This is a genomic window from Modestobacter sp. I12A-02662 (genome assembly GCF_041028325.1).
In the GTDB taxonomy this organism is placed as follows: Bacteria; Actinomycetota; Actinomycetes; order Mycobacteriales; family Geodermatophilaceae; genus Modestobacter.
On record NZ_JABGDE010000013.1, the window covers coordinates 141,202 to 158,935 of the forward strand.

Sequence of the window (17,734 nt, forward strand, 5' to 3'; positions counted from 1 at the left end):
GGCCGCACACGGCCCCCTCCGCACCTGCGGAGGGGGCCGTTCTCACGTCCCGAGGGTGCCGACCGCGACCGTGGCGTCGAGGTCGTCGTCGCGGACCACCCCCGCCCGGAGCCCGGCCGCGGTCATCGCCGCGGCCGTCGCCGACGCCTGCCGCTCGCTGGTCTCGACCAGCAGCACGCCGCCCGGCGCCAGCCACGGCGGGGCGCCCGCCGCGATCCGGCGGTGCAGGTCGACGCCGTCCGCCCCGCCGTCGAGCGCGGTGCGGGGCTCGTGGTCCCGGGCCTCCGGCGGCATCAGCCCGATCGCCGCGGTGGGCACGTACGGCGCGTTCGCGGTCAGCACGGCCACGCGCCCCCGCAGCGCCCCCGGCAGCGCGTCGAACAGGTCCCCCTGGTGGACGGCGCCGGAGCCCAGGTTGCGCCGGGCGACCGCGACCGCGGCCGGGTCCAGGTCCGCGGCGTGCACCTCCACCCCCGGGACGGCGGCCGCCACCGCCGCGGCCACCGCTCCGGACCCGCAGCAGAGATCGACCACGACGTCCCCCGGCCGGACGCGCGGCGCGGCCAGCCGCACGACCAGCTCCGTGCGGCGCCGCGGCACGAAGACCCCGGGCCCGACCGCGATCCGCAGCCCGCAGAACCCCGCCCAGCCCAGCAGGTGCTCCAGCGGCTCCCCCGTGACCCGGCGTCCGACCAGCTCCTCGAGCTCGGCCGGCGTGCCGGCGGTGTCCAGCAGCAGCCGCGCCTCGTCCTCGGCGAACACGCAGCCGGCCGCCCGCAGCCGCCGGACCACCGGCTCGGCGGCGGTCACCCGGGTCAGGCCTGCCGGTAGGTCGCGTCGGGCACGTCGGTGACGAACATGTGCCCGGGCGCGTGGGTGATCGCGAACGGCGGGCGGGAGGCCATCAACGCCGCCTGCGGGGTCACGCCGCAGGCCCAGAACACCGGCACGTCGCCGTCCTCGACGTCGACCGGGTCGCCGAAGTCCGGCCGGGACAGGTCCTCGATGCCGAGGGCCGACGGCGTCCCGACGTGCACCGGCGCCCCGTGCACCTGCGGCATCCGGGCGGTCACCTGGACCGCCGTGGGCACCAGGTGCCCGGGCACCGGGCGCATCGACACCACGAGCGGTCCCGAGAGCCGCCCGGCCGGCCGGCACGGCCGGTTGGTCCGGTACATCGACACGTTGCGGCCCTGCTCGATGTTGCGCACCGGCACGCCTGCCTCCAGCAGCGCCGTCTCGAAGCTGAAGCTGCACCCGATGAGGAAGGCGACCAGGTCGTCGGACCACAGGTCCACGACGTCGGTGGGCTCGTCGACCAGTTCCCCGTCGCGCCACACCCGGTAGCGGGGCAGGTCGGTGCGCAGGTCGGCTCCCGGCGCGAGCACCGTGTGCGGCGAGCCCTCGTCGGTCACGTCGAGCAGCGGCACCGGCTGCGGGTTGCGCTGGCCGAACAGCAGCACGTCCCAGGCCCATGCGCGGGGCACGACGAACAGGTTGGCCTGGGTGTAGCCGGGCGCCCAGCCCGACGAGGGGACGGCGAGCCCGGCGCGGTACCGCGCCCGGGACTCGGCGGGGCTCGCGGCAGGCGGGACGACGGTGGTCACGGCGCCCATCCTCCCCCCGGACCGCCGCCCACGAGACCCGTGGGCCCGGTCCTGCATCGCCCGGCCGGAACCGGGTACCGACCGCACCCGACCGACCGAGAGGGCCGCCATGGCAGACGAACCGTCCGCGACGACCGCCGCAGCGCCACCCGGCGGGCGACTGGCCGCCAGCACCCGGTCCACCCTGCTCGGCGCGATGTTCCTGATGGCCACCTCGGCCATCGGGCCCGGGTTCATCACCCAGACCACGACGTTCACCGTCCAGCTCGGTGCCGCCTTCGCCTTCGCGATCGTCATCTCGATCCTGATCGACATCGCGCTGCAGCTGAACGTCTGGCGGGTCATCGGCGTCTCCGGCCGGCGCGCCCAGGAGCTGGGCAACCTGGTCGCCCCGGGCCTGGGCTGGGTGATGGCCGCGCTGCTGCTCGTCGGTGGGCTGGTCTTCAACATCGGCAACGTCAGCGGCGCCGGGCTGGGCACCGACGCGATGTTCGGCCTGGACCCCAGGATCGGCGGGGCGCTCTCCGCCGTCGTCGCCATCGGCATCTTCCTGAGCAAGCGGGCCGGGGTGGCCGTCGACCGGATCGTCGTCGTCCTCGGCCTGGTGATGATCCTGCTGACCGCCTACATCGCGATCACCTCCGGCCCGCCGGTCGGGGAGGCGCTGAGGAACGTCGTGCTGCCCGAGCAGGTCGACTTCCTCGCGATCACGACCCTGGTCGGCGGCACGATCGGCGGCTACATCGTCTACGCCGGGGCGCACCGGCTGCTCGACTCCGGCGTCAGCGGCCCCGAGCACGTCCGCGGCATCACCCGCGGCTCGATCACCGGGATCATCATCACCGGGATCATGCGGATCGTGCTGTTCCTGGCGATCCTCGGCGTCGTGGCCGGCGGCGCAACCCTCGACCCGGAGAACCAGGCGGCCTCGGCCTTCCAGCAGGCCGCCGGCGAGGTGGGGCTGCGGGTCTTCGGCATCGTGCTGTGGGCGGCGTCGATCACCAGCGTCATCGGCGCCAGCTACACGACGGTGTCCTTCGTGACCTCCCAGTCCAGGACCAGCGACCGCACGCGCACGCTCCTCGTGGTCGGGTTCATCGCGGTCACCACGCTGGCCTTCGTGCTGCTCGGCACCCCGCCCACCACGCTGCTGGTGTTCGCCGGCGCGTTCAACGGGCTGCTGCTGCCGATCGGGATCGCCGTCCTGCTCTACGTCGCCACCCGCCGCGCCGACCTGCTGCACGGCTACCGCTACCCGCGCTGGCTGCTCGTCATCGGGTGGCTGGCCTGGCTGCTGACGCTCTTCCTGGCCGTCCGCTCGGTGCAGCCGGTCATCGAGCTCTTCTCGTGAGGCAGGCTGTCCGGATGGACCTCAACTCCGACCTCGGCGAGGGCTTCGGGCAGTGGACGCTCGGCGACGACGACGCGCTGCTGGAGATCGTCACCAGCGCCAACGTCGCCTGCGGCTTCCACGCGAGCGACCCGTCGATCATGCGGCGGGTGTGCGCCCGCGCGGTGGAGACCGGCGTCGCGATCGGCGCCCAGGTCGGCTACCGCGACCTGCCGGGCTTCGGCCGCCGGTTCATCGACGTCGAGCCCCCGGCGCTCACCGCCGACGTGCTCTACCAGCTCGGCGCCCTCGAGGCCTTCGCGCGGGTGGCCGGGTCGCGGGTGCGCTACGTCAAGCCGCACGGCGCGCTCTACAACACGATCGTCCACCACGAGGAGCAGGCCGCCGCGGTGGTCGAGGCGGTGGTCGCCTACGACCGCGGCCTGCCGGTGCTCGGCCTGCCCGGCTCGGTCTGGCTGCGGCGGGCGCAGGAGGCCGGGCTGACCACCGTGCACGAGGCCTTCGCCGACCGGGCCTACACCCCCGAGGGGACGCTGGTCTCCCGGCGGCTGCCCGGCGCGGTGCTGCACGACCCGGCCGAGATCGCCCGCCGGTGCGTCGCGATGGCCGCGGGGGAACCGATCCGGGACGTCGAGGGCGGGGAGCTCACGCTCCGCCCGGACTCGATCTGCGTGCACGGCGACACCCCCGGCGCGGTGGAGATCGCCCGGCAGGTCCGCGAGGCGCTCACCACCGGGGGGGCCGAGCTGGCCCCCTTCGCCCCCTGATGCGCCTGCTCCCCAGCGGCAGCAGCGCGCTGCTGGTCGAGCTCGACGGCCTGGACGACGTCCTCGCCCTGTACGCGGCCCTCGCCGCCGCACCGCCGGAGGGGGTGCTCGACATCGTCCCCGCGGCGCGCACGGTGCTGCTGGTGGTCGACCCCGGGCGCACCACGCTGGCCGAGGTCGCCGACACGGTGCGGCGCACGTCTCCGCGGGCCGACGCGCGCAGCACCGGCGAGGTGATCGAGCTGCCCGTGCACTACGACGGAGCGGACCTCGCCGAGTGCGCCGAGCTGCTGGGCACCGACCCCGACGGCCTGGTCCGGCGGCACGCCGACGCCGAGTGGACCGTGGCCTTCTGCGGCTTCGCGCCCGGCTTCGGCTACCTCACCCAGTCCGGCGGCTCGTGGGACGTGCCGCGCCGGCCCACTCCGCGGACCAAGGTGCCGCCGGGCTCGGTCGCGCTGGCCGGCGAGTTCAGCGGCGTCTACCCGCGGGAGTCCCCGGGCGGCTGGCAGCTCATCGGCCGCACCGACGTCGCCGTGTTCGACCTCGACCGTGAGCCCGCCGCCCTGCTGCGGCCGGGCGTCCGGGTGCGGTTCGTGCCCGCATGACCCGCCTGCTCACGGTCCTCGCCCCCGGCCCGCTGACCACCGTCCAGGATCTCGGCCGGCCGGGCCAGGCCGCGCTGGGCATCGGCCGCTCGGGCGTCTGCGACCGGTCCTCCGCCGCGCTGGCCAACCGGCTGGTCGGCAACCCGCCGGACGCCGCGCTGCTCGAGGTGACCTTCGGCGGGCTGGTCCTGCGCGCCGAGGACGACGTGCTGCTGGCCACCGCGGGCGCCCGCTGCGCCGGGCCGTTCCCGCACGCGGCGCCCGCCCCGCTGCGCCGTGGCCAGGAGCTGCGGCTCGGGGTGCCGGCGACCGGGCTGCGCACCTACGTGGCGGTCCGCGGCGGCATCGCCGTCCCGCCGGTGCTCGGGTCGCGGTCCACCGACGTCCTCGCCGGGCTCGGCCCCGACGTCGTCGCCGCCGGGCACCAGCTGCCCGTCGGGGAGCCCACCGCTCCCCCGCCGACGCTCGACGTCGCGCCGGTCGCGGACCCGCCGGGCGACGACGTCACCGTCCCGGTGCTGCCCGGCCCGCGCGCGGACTGGTTCGGGGAGGCCGGCTGGGCCGCGCTGGCCACCCGGCCGTGGACGGTCACCAGCGAGAGCAACCGGGTGGGGCTCCGGCTGGACGGCGAGCCCCTGCAGCGGGTGCGCGAGGGCGAGCTGCCCAGCGAGGGCATGGTCCGCGGCGCGCTGCAGGTGCCGCCGTCCGGGCTGCCGGTGCTGTTCCTCGCCGACCACCCGGTCACCGGCGGCTATCCCGTGATCGGCTACGTGGTGGACGCCGACGTGGACCGCTGCGCCCAGCTGCGCCCCGGCCAGCCGCTCCGGTTCCGCGCGAGCAGCCGTCTGGACGCAGGGGCCCCCAGCCGGTAGACCCGGGGACGGTCCGACCCGGGAGGTGGACGCCGTGGCCGAGACCGGCCCCCTGCTCACCGCCAAGTCCCGGGTGCCGCCGGTGCCCGCGTCCCTGGTGCCCAGGTCCCGGCTGGCCCGGCTCCTCGACGGCGGTCGCACCCCGGTCACCGTGGTCACCGCGGGCGCCGGCTGGGGCAAGACCACCCTGCTGGCCGCCTGGGTGCGCACCGTCCGCGGCCCGGTCGCCTGGCTGACCCTGGACGGCGGCGACGACGACCCGGCCCGGTTCTGGACCTACCTGGCGACGGCGCTGTCCGGGCCCGCACCGGAGGCGACCGGGCGCGCGCTGGCGGCCCTCGCCGTCCCGTCGGTCGATCCGCTGGGCGTCGCCGTCCCCGAGCTGCTCAACGGGCTGGCCGACGTCCCGCGGCCACTGCTGCTGGTCCTCGACGACCTGCACGAGGTGACCGACCGCCGGGTGACCGAGGGCCTGGAGTTCCTGCTCGACCACCAGCCGGCGGCGCTGCGGGTGGTGCTCGCCGGCCGCACCGAGCCGCCGGTCGGGCTGGCCCGGCTGCGGGCCCGCGGCCGGCTGACCGAGATCGGCCAGGCGGACCTGCGGTTCACCGACGACGAGGCCCGCCAGCTGCTCGCCGCCGTGGCCGGTCCCGTGCCCCCGGACGGCGCCGTCCCCGGCGTGCTGCACCGGTCCGCGGGCTGGGCGGCCGGTCTGGTGCTCGGCGGCCTCGCGCTCCGGGACCGCCGGCAGGGCCGCCCGCTGCCCGCCGGCCCGCCCGGGCAAGAGCACGCGCTGGCCTACCTGGTCACCGAGGTGCTCCGCGGGCAGCCGCCGGAGCGGCGGGAGCTGCTGCTGCGCACCGCGCCCCTGGACCGCTTCTCCGGCGCGCTGGTCGACGCGGTCCTCGGCCGGTCGCACTCCGCCGCCGCCCTCGCCGGCCTGCAGCGGACGGGTTGTTCGTCACCACGGTGGACGGCGAGTGGTTCCGCATGCACCCGCTCTTCCGGACCGCGCTGCTGCAGGAGCTGGCCGACCCCGAACTGGTGGCTGAGCTGCGGCGGCGCGCGGCCGGGTGGTTCCTGGACGCCGGCCTGCCCGAGGACGCGGTGCGCGCCCTGCTCGCCGCCGGGGACCACCCGGCCGCCGCCGCTGCCCTCGTGGCGCACAGCACCACGTTCATCGAGTCCGGCCGGGTCGGCGTCTTCGCCCAGCTCGGCGGCCTGCTCGACCCGTCGGCCGCCGGCTCGGTGCCGCTGCTGGCGTCGCTGGCCTGGGCGGCCGGGGTGACCGGCCGGCTGGACCGCGTGCCCGCCCTGCTGGACCGCGCCGAGGCCCGGCTGCGCGCGGGCGCCGCCGACCCCGGCTACCCCGGCTTCGCCACCACCGCCGGGCTGCTCGCGTCACTGCGCTCGGTCTACGGCACGAGCCCGGACGCGCCGCCGGGGACGGGGCTGGCCCTGGCCCGGCGCGCGGTGGACGAGGAGACCGACCCGCGGCTGCCGGGGTGGGTGGTGGCGCGGGTCGCGCTGGGCGGCGCGCTGCTCGGCACCGGGGACGACGCCGCCGCCCTCGCCGTCCTGGAGACCGCGTGGCAGTCACCGGCGATCGAGGTGCTGCCCGCGTTCTCCCGCCTCGAGGTCGCCGGCCTGCTCGGCTGGTGCCTGGTCCGGGTCGGCGCCGACCAGCGGGCCCGGCTGCTGCTGGGGGCCACCGCGGAGGAGGCGGCCGCCGTCGAGTCCACGCTGGGCGACGCCGCGGCGTCGGCCGTCGCCCTGCTGCACGCGGTCGCCGCCGAGCTCGACCAGCGGGACGGCGACCTCCGCGCCGCCCGCCGCCGGTCGGCCCGGGCGGCCGAGCTGGTCGCGGTCCAGGCCCATCCGGCGACGGCCGCACTCGTGCTGGTCGCCGCGGCCGCGATCGCGCTGCGCTGCGGCGAGGGCCGGGCCACCCTCGCGCTGCTCGACCGGGCCGTGGAGGCCCGGTGCGAGGCGCCGCCGGACCCGGGGACCGACGCGCGGATCGCGGAGCTCACCGTGCGGGCGGGCGCGCAGGCTGCGGCCCAGACCCGCGCCGCGCTCGCCGAGCCGCTGACCGAGCGGGAGCTCGCCGTCCTGCGGGCGCTGCGGGGCGACCTCAGCCTGCGCGGGATCGCCGATTCCCTGCACCTGTCGGTCAACACGGTGAAGGGCTACGCCAAGGGCCTCTACCGCAAGCTCGGCGTCGCCTCCCGCGCGGAGGCCGTCTCCCGGGGCCGCGAGCTCGGCCTCTGCTGACCACCCCGGGTGGGTGTGGCCCGCGGGTGGTGCGGCACCACCCGCCCGGGCCCGACGGTGGGGCTCCACCCGATCCGAGGAGCTCCCGATGCCGCAGTCCACCTCCCCGGCGCCCGCCGCCACCCCCGTCGCGTGGCCACCGGGCGCCCGCTCGGTCCTCACCGACCTCGACGGCCCGGTGCGCTCCCTGCAGCTCGGCGGCCCGGCCGGCGCGCCGGTGCTGCTGTGCGTGCACGGCCTGGGCGGCTCGGCGCTCAACTGGGGCCTGCTGGCCCCGCGGCTCACCGCGACCCACCGGGTGCTCGCCGTCGACCTGTTCGGCCACGGCGGGTCCGGGCTGCCCACCCGCGGGCGGGGCCTGGCCGCCGACCGCCGGATGCTGGCCCGCTTCGTGACCGAGGTCGTCGGCGAGCCGGTGGTGCTGGTCGGCCACTCGATGGGCGGGGTGCTCGCCCTGCTGCACGCCGCCACCGCACCGGAGACGCTGCGCGGGCTGGTGCTGCTGAGCCCGCCGGTCCCGGACGGCACCGGGCGCCGGGACCTCGCGCTCACCGCCCGGCGGGCGTTCCTGGCGCTGCCCGGCGTGGCCGCGGCGGTGCGCCGGAAGCTGTTCCGGATGACCGCCGAGGAGGTCGTCGCGCAGCAGCTGCGCCAGGCCACCCCGCACGCGGACCGGCTACCCGCCGACGCGGTGGCCGCCGTGGTCGCCGAGACCCGCGAGCGCTCGGCGAGCCCGGACGCCGGCGCCGCCCAGGCCCAGCAGTGGACCGGGATCCTGGACACCATGGCGCTGCTCGCCCGGCCCCGTCGCTGGCGGGACACGGTCGCCGGCATCGACGTCCCGGGGGTGTGGCTGCAGGGCACCGACGACCCGCTCGCCCGCGCCGAGCACGCCCGGGCGCTGGCCGCCGTCCGGCCGGACTGGCCGTTCCGGCTGCGTGAGGGCGTCGGCCACCTGCTGGCGGTGGAGGACCCGGAGTGGACGGCCGACGCGATCCGGAGCTGGCCGGTCGCCGGGAGCGCCTGATGGACCGGCGCCCGCTCGCCACCTTCTGGCTGCTGGCGTTCGGGCTGACCTGGGCGGTGTGGGTGCCGCGCGCGCTGACCGGCGGCGACCCTGGCCCGTGGGGTCCGCTGTCGACCTACGGCCCGGCGCTGGGCGCCGTGCTCGCCGCGGTCCTCACCGGCGGCCGGCCCGCCCTCGCCGCGCTCGGCCGCCGGCTGATCCGCTGGCGGGTGGGCCGGTGGTGGGCCGTGGTGCTGCTCGGTCCGGCCGCCCTCTGGCTGGTCACCGTCGCACTGACCGTGGCGGTCGGGGGCCGCCCGGGCGACGCGACGCCGCTCGCCGGGACGACCGGTCCGGCCGGCGTCCTGGTCCTGCTGCTGGGGCTGGCCCTGACCGACGGCCTCGGTGAGGAGACCGGCTGGCGTGGCTCCGCCCTCCCCACCCTGCTGCGGCGGACCGGGCCGGTCGCGGCCTCGCTGGTGCTCGGGCTGGCGTGGGCGCTGTGGCACGCCCCGTTGGCCCGGACCGACGGCGCGGTGCTGGAGGGGACGGCGATCTGGCTGCTGCTGGTGCAGCTGCCGGCACTCGCCGTCCTGCACACCTGGGTGTTCCTCGGCACCGGCGGCAGCGCCCTGACCGCGGTCGCGCTGCACGCGACGACCAGCCTGTTCGCCGTGCCGCTGCCCGGCGACGGCAGCCCGTGGCCGCCGTACCTGGTGCAGCTCGGCGTGCAGGTGGCCGCGGCGCTCGCCGTGGTCGCCGGCTGGCGGCGCGCGCCGACGGCGGCCGGTGCGGGGCAGCGCCACGATGCCCGAGACTGGGCGGTGTGACCGGCGGCGAGGCACCCTTCCGCGAGGAGCTCGGCCGGGCACCGGGCGCGTACGGCGAGGTGCTGCTGCGCCGGCGCGCCGCTGACGACGGCGAGCACCTCGAGCTCGTCGTCGACGGGGTGTTCGCCATGGACGACGTCGACACCGCCACCGAGCGGGCGCTGGCCACCGAGGCGCTGCGCCGGTGCCGGGGGCAGGGCCTGACCGTCCTGGTCGGCGGGCTCGGCCTGGGCTGCACGGCGGCCGCCGCGCTCGCCGACCCCCGGGTGGCCGCGGTGGAGGTCGTGGAGGTGCAGCCGCCGCTCGTCGACTGGGCGCGGGAGGGGCTGCTGCCGGCGCTGCCGGTCGCGGACCCCCGGCTGCGGCTGCGCGTCGGGGACGTCGCGGCCCACCTGTCCGGCACCCGCGCCCGCTACGACGCCGTCCTGCTCGACGTCGACAACGGGCCGGTGTTCCTCGTGCACCCGGCCAACGCCGGCCTGTACGAGGAGCCCGGCCTGGCGGCGGCGCTCGGCGCGCTGCGCCCGGGCGGGATGCTCGCCATCTGGTCCAGCGCGCCGGTGCCGGAGCTCGCCGGCCGGCTCGCCGGCCGGTCCGGAGCCGCGGACGTCGAGCACGTCGTGCTGGCGGTGGAGCGGGACGGCCGCCGCCACGAGTACGCGCTCGTCCTCGGCCGGAGGGCGGCTCAGGCCTCCTGACGCGGGTGCGCGTACGCCGACCGGGAGCGCAGGCGCGCGGTGACCGCGGTGGTCAGCGGGGCCAGCACCACGCCGTCCTGCGCCATCCGGGCCCGCAGCTGGCGGCGGTGCCGGACCACACCGAACAGCCCCAGCGCCCAGAACACGTACTGCACCGCGAACGCGGCCCGGAAGGCGTCCAGCGAGTAGGCGGTGGAGCTGCCCGGGGTGAGCGCGTCGAGCACGAACCCGATCGCCAGCACGGTGCACAGCGAGGCGACGAACCCGCCGACGTTGACCACGCCGCTGGCGCTGCCCGAGCGCTCGGCCGGGTTCCAGGTCCGGGCGAAGTCGAAGCCGATCATCGAGCCCGGCCCGTTGGTGCCGAGGACGACCACGAGCAGGACGAGCAGCCACAGCGGCGCCCGCCCCGGCCACAGCAGGACCGCCGTCCACACCGCCGCGGTCACGGCGAGGATGCCGAACACGAGGTTGGACCGGCGCAGCGGCCACTGGGCGCACAGCCGGCCCACCAGCGGCCCGAACCCCATGCCGACGACCACCAGCAGGCTGAGCAGCGTCGCGGCGGCACCGGCGGAGAGGCCCTGGCCGGTGGTCAGGAACGGATAGCCCCACAGCAGGGCGAAGACGGTGCCGGAGAACTGGGTGACCAGGTGGGTGGCCAGCCCCATCCGGGTGCCCGGCTCGGCCCAGGTGGCGGCCAGGTTGCGCCGCACCTCGGCCATCGTCGAGGGCGGGGCGAGCTGCGTGCCGGGCGGGGTGTCGCGCAGGGCGACCAGGACCAGCACGCCCACGAGCACGCCGACCGCCGCCGCGCCGAGGAAGGTCGGCGTCCAGGACGCGGTGTGCAGCAGGGCGACGAGCGGGTACGCCGCGATGATCTGCCCGACCTGGCCGAGGATGCCTGTCAGCTGGGTGATCAGCGGGACGGTGCGGCCGGGGAACCACAGCGGCACCAGCCGGAGCACGCTGATGAAGGTCATCGCGTCGCCGGCGCCGACCAGCACGCGGGCCACGACGGCGGTGGGCACGTCGCTCGCCAGAGCGAGGACCAGCTGCCCGGCGGCCATCGTCAGCGCTCCGGCGACGATCATCCTGCGCGAGCCGAACCGGTCCAGCGCGACCCCGACCGGCACCTGCAGGCTCGCGTAGACGGCCAGTTGCAGCACGAGGAACAGCGAGATCGCCGACGCCCCGGCGGAGAAGCGGTCCTGCGCCTCGACCCCGGCGACGCCGAGGGAGGCGCGGTGGAAGACCGCGACCCCGTACGCGAGGAGACCGACCACCCAGACGGCCCAGGCGCGGGCGGGCACACGGATGGCGGTGGTCGGGGACGTCACGTCCACCTGGGAACGCCGTTCCGGTCCGGGCTGTTCCGCGGCCGGTCGTGACCGCCCGCACAGGTCAGCCCGCGAGCACCGCCCAGCCGTGGGCCGGCAGCCGGACCGACCGGCCGGAGCGCACCTCTCCTCCGCCGGCCCGCAGCTCGCCCGCCCCCGGGGCCGGCAGCTCGGCCGGCGCGTCGTCCAGGTTGAGCGCGACGACCAGCCGTCCGCCCTCGGCGGCGGTGGCGTAGCTCAGCTGCCGGTTGGCCAGGTGCAGCGGGGTGGTGCGGGCCCCGTGCAGCCAGCGGTGCCGACGGCGCAGCCCGATGAGCTCCTGGTGCAGCTTCTGGGTGGGCGCGCCGTGGGGCGCCAGCTCGCCGGGCGTGGCCGGGAAGGGCGGGCGGACGGCGTCGTCCCCGCCGGCCCGGTCCTCCTTGACGCCGGTGAACGCCTGCTCGTCGCCGGCGTAGACCGACGGGGTCCCGCCGACGGTGAACAGCACGGCCAGCGCGTGCGGCAGGTGCCGGACGTCGGTGAGCCGGCTGGCGATCCGGGTGACGTCGTGGTTGCCGACGAACGTCAGCGGCGCGAAGACGTCGAGGAACCCGTCGTGCCGCCCCAGCGCGTGCGCGAGCTCGTGCAGGTTCCCGTCGTTGAGCGAGCTCCAGATCGCCTTCCACAGCTCGTACTGGGTGACGGCGTCCATGCCGGACCCGGTGACGATCCGTGCGTAGTCGCCGTGGATCACCTCGCCGACCACGTAGGCGTCGGGGTGCGCCGCCCGGACCCGCGGCAGCACGGTCGCCCAGAACGCCGGGGGGACGGCGTAGGCGGCGTCCAGCCGCCAGCCGTCCGCGCCGCGGTCCAGCCAGGAGGTCATCACCCGGGTGACCAGGTCGGCCACATCCGGCGACCCGTGGTCCAGGGCGACCAGCTGGCCGTGCCCCTCGAAGGTGTCGTAGTCCGGCTCGCTGCCCGGCCCGCCCGGCCAGCGCAGCCGGAACCAGCCCGCGGTGGGCGCCTCCGGCCCCTGCTCCAGCACGGCGCGGAACGCCGGGTGGCCGCGGCCGACGTGGTTGAACACCCCGTCGAGCAGCACTCGGATGCCCCGCCGGTGGCAGGCGTCCACGAGCGCGTCGAAGTCCGCGTCGTCACCGAGCCGCGGGTCGATGCGGAAGTGGTCCTCGGTGTCGTAGCCGTGCGTGCCGCTGGCGAAGACCGGGCCGAGGGCCAGGCCGTTCGCGCCGAGCTCGAGGACGTGGTCCAGCCAGTCGAGCAGCTGCGGCAGCCGGTGCCGGACGTCGCCGTCCGGCGGGCGCTCCCGTTCGGCTCCCACGAAGCCGAGGGGGTACACCTGCCACCACACCGCGTCCTGCACCCAGTTCGGCATCGCCGCTCCGTTCCCCGCACCTGGAGCGGTCACACCGTGAGGTGCGACGCACGGCGGTGGCAGCCCACCCAGTCAGGCCACGGGCACCGGCTCGGGCGCCGGGCGCGCGCTGGAGGCCGGGGCCCGGTGCCGCCGGTGTGCCCGCCGGCGCCCCCGCCGCTCCCGCCGGCTCTCCAGCGAGGTGTAGAGCACCGGCACCAGCAGGAGGGTGAGCAGGGTCGAGCTGATCAGCCCGCCGATCACCACCAGCGCCAGCGGCTGGCTGATGAACACCCCGCCCCCGGTGAGCCCGAACGCCATCGGGGTGAGCGCCAGCACGGTGGCCGCCGCGGTCATGACGATCGGCCGCAGCCGCTTGCGCGCGCCCTCGGTGACCGCCTCGGCCAGCGGCCGGCCGCGCTCGCGGTACTGGTTCACCAGGTCGATGAGCACGATCGCGTTGGTCACCACGATGCCGATCAGCATCAGCACGCCGATCAGCGCGGGGACGCCGAGCGGGGTCCCGGTGGCCAGCAGCATGAGCAGCGCCCCGGTCGCGGCGAACGGCACCGACACCAGCAGGATCAGCGGCTGGGCCAGGCTGCGGAAGGTCGCCACCATGACCAGGTAGACGATCACGATCGCGATGAGCAGGGCCAGGCCCAGGTCGGCGAAGGCGTCGCCCTGGTCCTCGGCGACACCGCCGATCGAGACGTCGACGCCGGTGGGGAGGTCCAGCCCGTCGACGGCGGCCTGCAGCTCGGCGGTCAGCGTCCCGAGGTCGGCGTCGCCGGGGGTGACCGCGACGGTGGCGCTGCGCTCGCCGTCGACCCGGCTCGCCGACGTCGGCGTCTGGACCTGCTCCACCGCGGCGACCCGGGCCAGGGGCACCCCGCCGTTCGCGGTGGGCAGCACGACGGCGCGCAGCTGCTCGACCGACTGCAGCTGCTGGGCGGGCTGCAGGAAGACCGGGGTGGCGACGTCGTCGACGTCGATCGAGCCGAGCGGCACCGCGCTGGTCAGCCCCGCCAGCGCTCGCGTCACCTCGGCCGCGGTGAGCCCGACCGCCGCGGCCGCGTCCGGATCGACGGTCACCTGCACCACCGGCAGCGCCGCGGACAGGTCGTTGGTGACGTCGTCGGCCCCGGGGACCCCGCCGACCGCCCGCTGCACCTGCTCCGCGGCCCCGGCGAGCAGGTCGGGGTCGTCGCTCCGCACCAGCACGTCGACGGTGGAGCTGCCGAAACCGGAGCCGGCCGTGGCCACGGTGACGTCCCCGACGTCCGCCAGGCCGTCGGCCAGCGACCGGATCTCCTCCCGGGCGGCCTCCGGGTCGGTGTCCTCGGCCAGGGTCAGCGAGAACGTCGCCGTCGGCGTGCCCCCGCCGCCGGCGAAGGCGGCGAAGCCGCCGGCCGAGCCGACGCTGGTCTGCACGGTCCGCACGCCGTCGACGCCCCCCAGCGCCTCCTCCAGCGTGCGGGCGCGCGCGTCCTGGGCCGCCAGGCTGGTGCCGGCCGGGTACTCGGCGGTGACGGTGAGGGTGTCCTGCCCCGAGTCGCCGATGAAGTTCGTCTGCAGCAGCGGGGTCAGCGCGAGCGTGCCGACCAGGACGGCGAGGGCACCGGCCACCGTCCAGCGCCGGTGGGCCAGGGTGCCCCGCAGCGCGGGCAGGTAGACGCGCTGCAGCCAGGTGCGCCGCTCGGCCGCCTCGGCCGCCTCCCGCTCCCGGGCCAGCTCGGCCGGGTCCCGCTGGCCGTCGGGCGCCTTGAGGAAGACCGAGGCGATCGCCGGCACGATGGTCAGCGACACCACCAGCGAAGCGAGCATGGCGATGGCCACGGTCAGCGCGAACGGCCGGAACAGCTCCCCCACCAGCCCGCCCACGAGGGCGATCGGCAGGAACACGGCCACGGTGGTGAGCGTGGAGGCGGTGACCGCGCCGGCGACCTCCCGGACGGCCCCGACGATCGCCGTCGTCCGCCCCTCGCCGTAGGACAGGTGCCGCTTGATGTTCTCGATGACCACGATCGAGTCGTCGACCACCCGGCCGATCGCCACCGTCATCGCGCCGAGGGTGAGGATGTTGAGCGAGAAGCCGGCCACCTGCAGGCCGACGAACGTGACGCACAGCGACACCGGGATCGACACGGCCGACACCAGCGTCGAGCGCACCGAGGCGAGGAAGACCAGGATCACCACCAGGGCGAACAGCAGGCCCAGCCCGCCCTCGGTGGCCAGCCCGCTGATCGACTCCTCGATGAAGGGCGCCTGGTCGAAGACGACGGTCACCGTGCTGCCCCCGCCCAGCGCCCCGCGGACCTGCGGGAGCAGGTCGGTCACGCCGGAGCTGATGTCGACGGTGTTGCCGTCCGGGGTCTTGGTGAGCCCGACCGACAGCGCCGGCTGGCCGTCGACCCGGGAGTAGGAGGTGGCCGGGGCCTCGCCCAGCTCGACGGTGGCGACCGAACCGAGCGTGGTGACCGCGCCGCGGGCACCGGTCAGCGGGACCGCGCGCAGGTCCTCCACCGAGGTCAGCCGGGAGCCGGCCTGCACCGGGAGGGTCTGCTCGCCGGAGGTGAGCGTCCCGGCGGGCAGCACGATGCCGTTGCCCTGCAGCACGGTGGTGACCGCGGCGGGCGACACCCCGGTCGCGGCCAGCGCCGCCGGGTCGAGCGTGATCGTGATCCGGGGGGCGCTGGCGCCGGTGACGGTCACGTCGCGGACGCCGTCGATGCCCTCGAACAGCGGGACGACGCCGCTGTCGATCCGGTCGGCGAGCGTCGCGGCGTCGCCCGGTGCCGCGACCGCGAGCTGCACCACCGGCAGGTCGGCGAGCGAACCGGCGAGGACCTCGGGCTCCACGCCCTCGGGCAGCTGGCCGGCGACCCGGCTGATCGCGGTCTGCAGCGAGCCGGTGGCCCGGTCGAGGTCGGTGCCGTACTCCAGCTCCACGGTGACCGTCGCCAGCCCGGTGCTGGCGGTCGAGGTGGTGGACAGGACGCCGTCCACGGTGGCGACCGCCTGCTCCAGCGGCTCCACGACCTGCCGCTCCACGACGTCCGGCGAGGCGCCGGGCTGGGTGGCGACCACCGCCGCCGCGGGGATCTCCAGCGAGGGGATCAGCTCCTGCTTCAGCGAGATCGCCGACACCAGGCCGAACACCAGGACCGCGATCGTGGCCAGCGCGACGAGGGCGCGGTTGCGCAGGGACAGGACGGCGAGACGGGACACTCTTCCTCCACGGCCGGGCGGCCGGAGCCGAGGTACTTTGCTTGACGCAAAGTACCCGTCGGGAGTTGCGGTTCCCCGGAGGAGGCCCGATGCCGGGAGGTGACGTCGTCGAGGACGGGCCCGACTCCTGGCGCGACCTGCCGGAGGAGGTCGCCGCCGTGCTCCGGCTCGGCGCCGAGATCGGCGCGCACGGCGTGCGCCGCCGGCTGGGCCCGCTGCTGGAGACCCCGCTCACCGTGCAGCAGCTGCGCTGCCTCACCGCCCTGGTCGCCGACGGCTCCGGCACGCCGGCGCACCTCAGCGAGCTGCTGCAGGTCTCCCCCGCGACGACGACCGGGATCGTCGACCGGCTGGTGCGGGCCGGGATGGTGGACCGGGCACCGGACGCCCGGGACGGCCGCGGCCGGGTGCTCTCCCCGACCGCCGCCGGTCAGCGGGTGGTGCGCGAGCTGCTCGCCTCCGACGTGGAGACCGACGCCGCCGTCCTCGCCGGGCTCACCGCGGAGGAGCTGGCCGCCCTGCACACCGGGCTGGGTGGGGTGCTCCGGGTGCTGCGGTCCCGGGACCCTGCCCGCTGACCCGGGCGCGTCAGCCGGGCTGCTGCTGCGCGAGCAGCGCGCCCATCTCGGGGAGGTCGAAGAACTGGGCGGTGGCGCGGGCGCTCGGCTGACCGGCGTCCGGATCGGCGCCCGCGGCGAGCAGCCGGCGCACCGTGTCGGCCGACTGCTTGAACACCGCGGCCGCGAGCGCGGTCTGCCCTCGGTCGTTCGCCCGGCCGTGGTCGGCTCCCCGGTCGAGCAGCGCCCCCACCGTCTCGGGATGGCCGTGGTAGGCGGCGAGGATGAGGAGGGTGTCGCCCTTCTCGTTGGTCAGGTTGGCGGGCACCCCGGCGTCGACGTAGGCGGCGAGCTCCTCGGTGACCCCCTCGCGGGCCAGGCCGAACACCCGCTGGGCCAGCTCCAGGACGCCCTGCTCGATCGGCTGCTGCTCGCTCACGCAGGCGAGCGTACGTCCGGCGGGCCGGCGGAGACCCGGTCGGTGAGGGCCAGGACGTGCCGCCAGGCGTCCGCGCAGGCGTCGGCCCACTCGGCGGAGGCGCGGTCGAAGAACGAGTGCGGCGCACCCTCGTAGACGACGTCGTCGACGTCCGCCCCCGCGGCGCGCATGGTCGCGGCGAGCTGCAGCTGGTCGGCCACGGGCGTCGCCCGGTCGGCCCCGGCGATGATCATCACGACCGGCTTCGCGGCGTGCTGCGCGGCCTCCCCGACCACCCCCGGCTTCCCGTAGAAGCCGGCGCTGCCGGCGATGTCCAGCGCACCCGCCGACTGCCGCCAGGCGTGGCTGCCGCCGAGGCAGAAGCCGACGGTGACCACCGGCAGGACCGGGTCGGTGCGGGCGCGCAGGTACTCGATCGCCGCGGCGGTGTCGGCGTCGACGCCCTCGGGCGTGACCTGCGGGACGTGCGGTCTGTGGTCGAAGTCCGCCGTCCGGGTGCCGGTCTCGGCGAGCCCGGCGGTGCGGCCGAACCAGTCGATCGCGACGGCGGCGAGCCCGGCCTCGGCGAACCGCTCGGTCAGGGCCACGTAGTAGGGGTGCAGCCCGCGGATGTCCGGGAGGACGACGACGCCGGCCCGGGCGGGCGCCGCGGGCGCGGCGTAGGCGGCGGAGAACTCGGTGCCGTCGGCGGCGGTCAGGGTCAGGGTGCCGCGCTCGGCGACGTCCCCCGTGCGCGGCGGGACGGGCGGGCGGCTGTCGTGGTCGTGGCACATGGCTGCGGTTCTACCGGGACCCTCCCG

17 protein-coding genes are annotated in these 17,734 nt (G+C 76.7%); 10 read left to right on the forward strand and 7 right to left on the reverse strand.

Annotated features, from left to right (window positions below):
* Nucleotides 1-42 precede the first annotated feature (42 nt).
* Both HL189_RS19050 and HL189_RS19055 read right to left on the reverse strand, forming a co-directional pair.
* Nucleotides 43-810: a putative protein N(5)-glutamine methyltransferase gene (locus HL189_RS19050; protein WP_369135298.1), complete on the reverse strand. Its 768-nt coding sequence runs from the start codon at nucleotides 808-810 to the stop codon at nucleotides 43-45.
* Between the two features lie 5 nt (nucleotides 811-815).
* Nucleotides 816-1,607 carry a putative hydro-lyase gene (locus HL189_RS19055; protein ID WP_369135299.1) on the reverse strand — a complete coding sequence of 264 codons (792 nt, stop codon included), beginning with the start codon at nucleotides 1,605-1,607 and terminating at the stop codon, nucleotides 816-818.
* 109 nt (nucleotides 1,608-1,716) lie between these two features.
* Between HL189_RS19055 and HL189_RS19060 the strand changes: the two genes are divergently transcribed.
* The 9 genes from HL189_RS19060 to HL189_RS19100 all read left to right on the forward strand — a co-directional run bounded on the left by HL189_RS19060 (nucleotide 1,717) and on the right by HL189_RS19100 (nucleotide 10,013).
* Nucleotides 1,717-2,958 carry an NRAMP family divalent metal transporter gene (locus HL189_RS19060; RefSeq protein ID WP_369135300.1) on the forward strand — a complete coding sequence of 414 codons (1,242 nt, stop codon included), beginning with the start codon at nucleotides 1,717-1,719 and terminating at the stop codon, nucleotides 2,956-2,958.
* A gap of 14 nt (nucleotides 2,959-2,972) precedes the next feature.
* Entirely contained in the window at nucleotides 2,973-3,725 is a 753-nt protein-coding gene (locus HL189_RS19065) for a LamB/YcsF family protein (protein ID WP_369135301.1), read from the forward strand.
* Nucleotides 3,725-4,333, forward strand: coding sequence for an allophanate hydrolase subunit 1 (locus tag HL189_RS19070; protein WP_369135302.1), 609 nt, complete (start codon nucleotides 3,725-3,727; stop codon nucleotides 4,331-4,333). Before HL189_RS19065 ends, HL189_RS19070 begins: the two co-directional genes overlap by 1 nt.
* A complete protein-coding gene (locus HL189_RS19075; RefSeq protein ID WP_369135303.1) occupies nucleotides 4,330-5,205 on the forward strand; it encodes a biotin-dependent carboxyltransferase family protein in 876 nt (291 codons plus the stop codon). Before HL189_RS19070 ends, HL189_RS19075 begins: the two co-directional genes overlap by 4 nt.
* Before the next feature lie 34 nt (nucleotides 5,206-5,239).
* On the forward strand, nucleotides 5,240-6,493 hold the full coding sequence (locus tag HL189_RS19080; RefSeq protein WP_369135304.1) for an AAA family ATPase: 1,254 nt from the start codon (nucleotides 5,240-5,242) through the stop codon (nucleotides 6,491-6,493).
* Between the two features lie 746 nt (nucleotides 6,494-7,239).
* A complete protein-coding gene (locus tag HL189_RS19085) occupies nucleotides 7,240-7,479 on the forward strand; it encodes a response regulator transcription factor (protein WP_369135342.1) in 240 nt (79 codons plus the stop codon).
* Between the two features lie 88 nt (nucleotides 7,480-7,567).
* Nucleotides 7,568-8,506 (forward strand): alpha/beta fold hydrolase, encoded by a 939-nt coding sequence (locus tag HL189_RS19090; RefSeq protein ID WP_369135305.1) that lies wholly within the window; start codon nucleotides 7,568-7,570, stop codon nucleotides 8,504-8,506.
* Nucleotides 8,506-9,315 carry a CPBP family glutamic-type intramembrane protease gene (locus HL189_RS19095; protein ID WP_369135306.1) on the forward strand — a complete coding sequence of 270 codons (810 nt, stop codon included), beginning with the start codon at nucleotides 8,506-8,508 and terminating at the stop codon, nucleotides 9,313-9,315. Before HL189_RS19090 ends, HL189_RS19095 begins: the two co-directional genes overlap by 1 nt.
* Nucleotides 9,312-10,013 carry a spermidine synthase gene (locus HL189_RS19100; protein WP_369135307.1) on the forward strand — a complete coding sequence of 234 codons (702 nt, stop codon included), beginning with the start codon at nucleotides 9,312-9,314 and terminating at the stop codon, nucleotides 10,011-10,013. The genes HL189_RS19095 and HL189_RS19100 overlap by 4 nt, the downstream gene beginning before the upstream one ends.
* Here the strand turns inward: HL189_RS19100 and HL189_RS19105 are convergent.
* The 3 genes from HL189_RS19105 to HL189_RS19115 all read right to left on the reverse strand — a co-directional run bounded on the left by HL189_RS19105 (nucleotide 10,001) and on the right by HL189_RS19115 (nucleotide 15,938).
* Nucleotides 10,001-11,353, reverse strand: a complete 1,353-nt coding sequence (locus tag HL189_RS19105) for a nitrate/nitrite transporter (RefSeq protein WP_369135308.1) — start codon at nucleotides 11,351-11,353, stop codon at nucleotides 10,001-10,003. The two genes, HL189_RS19100 and HL189_RS19105, sit on opposite strands and share 13 nt — an antisense overlap.
* 64 nt (nucleotides 11,354-11,417) lie before the next feature.
* Entirely contained in the window at nucleotides 11,418-12,728 is a 1,311-nt protein-coding gene (locus tag HL189_RS19110; protein ID WP_369135309.1) for an alpha-amylase family glycosyl hydrolase, read from the reverse strand.
* A 72-nt stretch (nucleotides 12,729-12,800) separates the two neighbouring features.
* Entirely contained in the window at nucleotides 12,801-15,938 is a 3,138-nt protein-coding gene (locus HL189_RS19115; RefSeq protein WP_369135310.1) for an efflux RND transporter permease subunit, read from the reverse strand.
* Nucleotides 15,939-16,027: 89 nt separating this feature from the next.
* Here HL189_RS19115 and HL189_RS19120 point away from each other — a divergent pair, with 89 nt between their 5' ends.
* Nucleotides 16,028-16,516 (forward strand): MarR family winged helix-turn-helix transcriptional regulator, encoded by a 489-nt coding sequence (locus HL189_RS19120; protein WP_369135311.1) that lies wholly within the window; start codon nucleotides 16,028-16,030, stop codon nucleotides 16,514-16,516.
* Nucleotides 16,517-16,526: 10 nt separating this feature from the next.
* Here HL189_RS19120 and HL189_RS19125 read toward each other — a convergent pair whose 3' ends face one another.
* Both HL189_RS19125 and HL189_RS19130 read right to left on the reverse strand, forming a co-directional pair.
* Nucleotides 16,527-16,934: an ankyrin repeat domain-containing protein gene (locus HL189_RS19125; protein ID WP_369135312.1), complete on the reverse strand. Its 408-nt coding sequence runs from the start codon at nucleotides 16,932-16,934 to the stop codon at nucleotides 16,527-16,529.
* Entirely contained in the window at nucleotides 16,931-17,707 is a 777-nt protein-coding gene (locus HL189_RS19130; protein WP_369135313.1) for a dienelactone hydrolase family protein, read from the reverse strand. The genes HL189_RS19125 and HL189_RS19130 overlap by 4 nt, the downstream gene beginning before the upstream one ends.
* Between the last annotated feature and the right edge of the window lie 27 nt (nucleotides 17,708-17,734).

Excerpts from the sequence above, each read along its gene's own strand:
- HL189_RS19060 (WP_369135300.1), top strand. The coding sequence starts at position 1,717 with ATGGCAGACGAACCGTCCGCGACGACCGCCGCAGCGCCACCCGGCGGG.
- HL189_RS19070 (WP_369135302.1), top strand. The coding sequence starts at position 3,725 with ATGCGCCTGCTCCCCAGCGGCAGCAGCGCGCTGCTGGTCGAGCTCGAC.
- HL189_RS19090 (WP_369135305.1), top strand. The coding sequence starts at position 7,568 with ATGCCGCAGTCCACCTCCCCGGCGCCCGCCGCCACCCCCGTCGCGTGG.
- HL189_RS19120 (WP_369135311.1), top strand. The coding sequence starts at position 16,028 with ATGCCGGGAGGTGACGTCGTCGAGGACGGGCCCGACTCCTGGCGCGAC.
- HL189_RS19130 (WP_369135313.1), bottom strand. The coding sequence starts at position 17,707 with ATGTGCCACGACCACGACAGCCGCCCGCCCGTCCCGCCGCGCACGGGG.
- HL189_RS19065 (WP_369135301.1), top strand. The coding sequence starts at position 2,973 with ATGGACCTCAACTCCGACCTCGGCGAGGGCTTCGGGCAGTGGACGCTC.
- HL189_RS19095 (WP_369135306.1), top strand. The coding sequence starts at position 8,506 with ATGGACCGGCGCCCGCTCGCCACCTTCTGGCTGCTGGCGTTCGGGCTG.
- HL189_RS19075 (WP_369135303.1), top strand. The coding sequence starts at position 4,330 with ATGACCCGCCTGCTCACGGTCCTCGCCCCCGGCCCGCTGACCACCGTC.
- HL189_RS19110 (WP_369135309.1), bottom strand. The coding sequence starts at position 12,728 with ATGCCGAACTGGGTGCAGGACGCGGTGTGGTGGCAGGTGTACCCCCTC.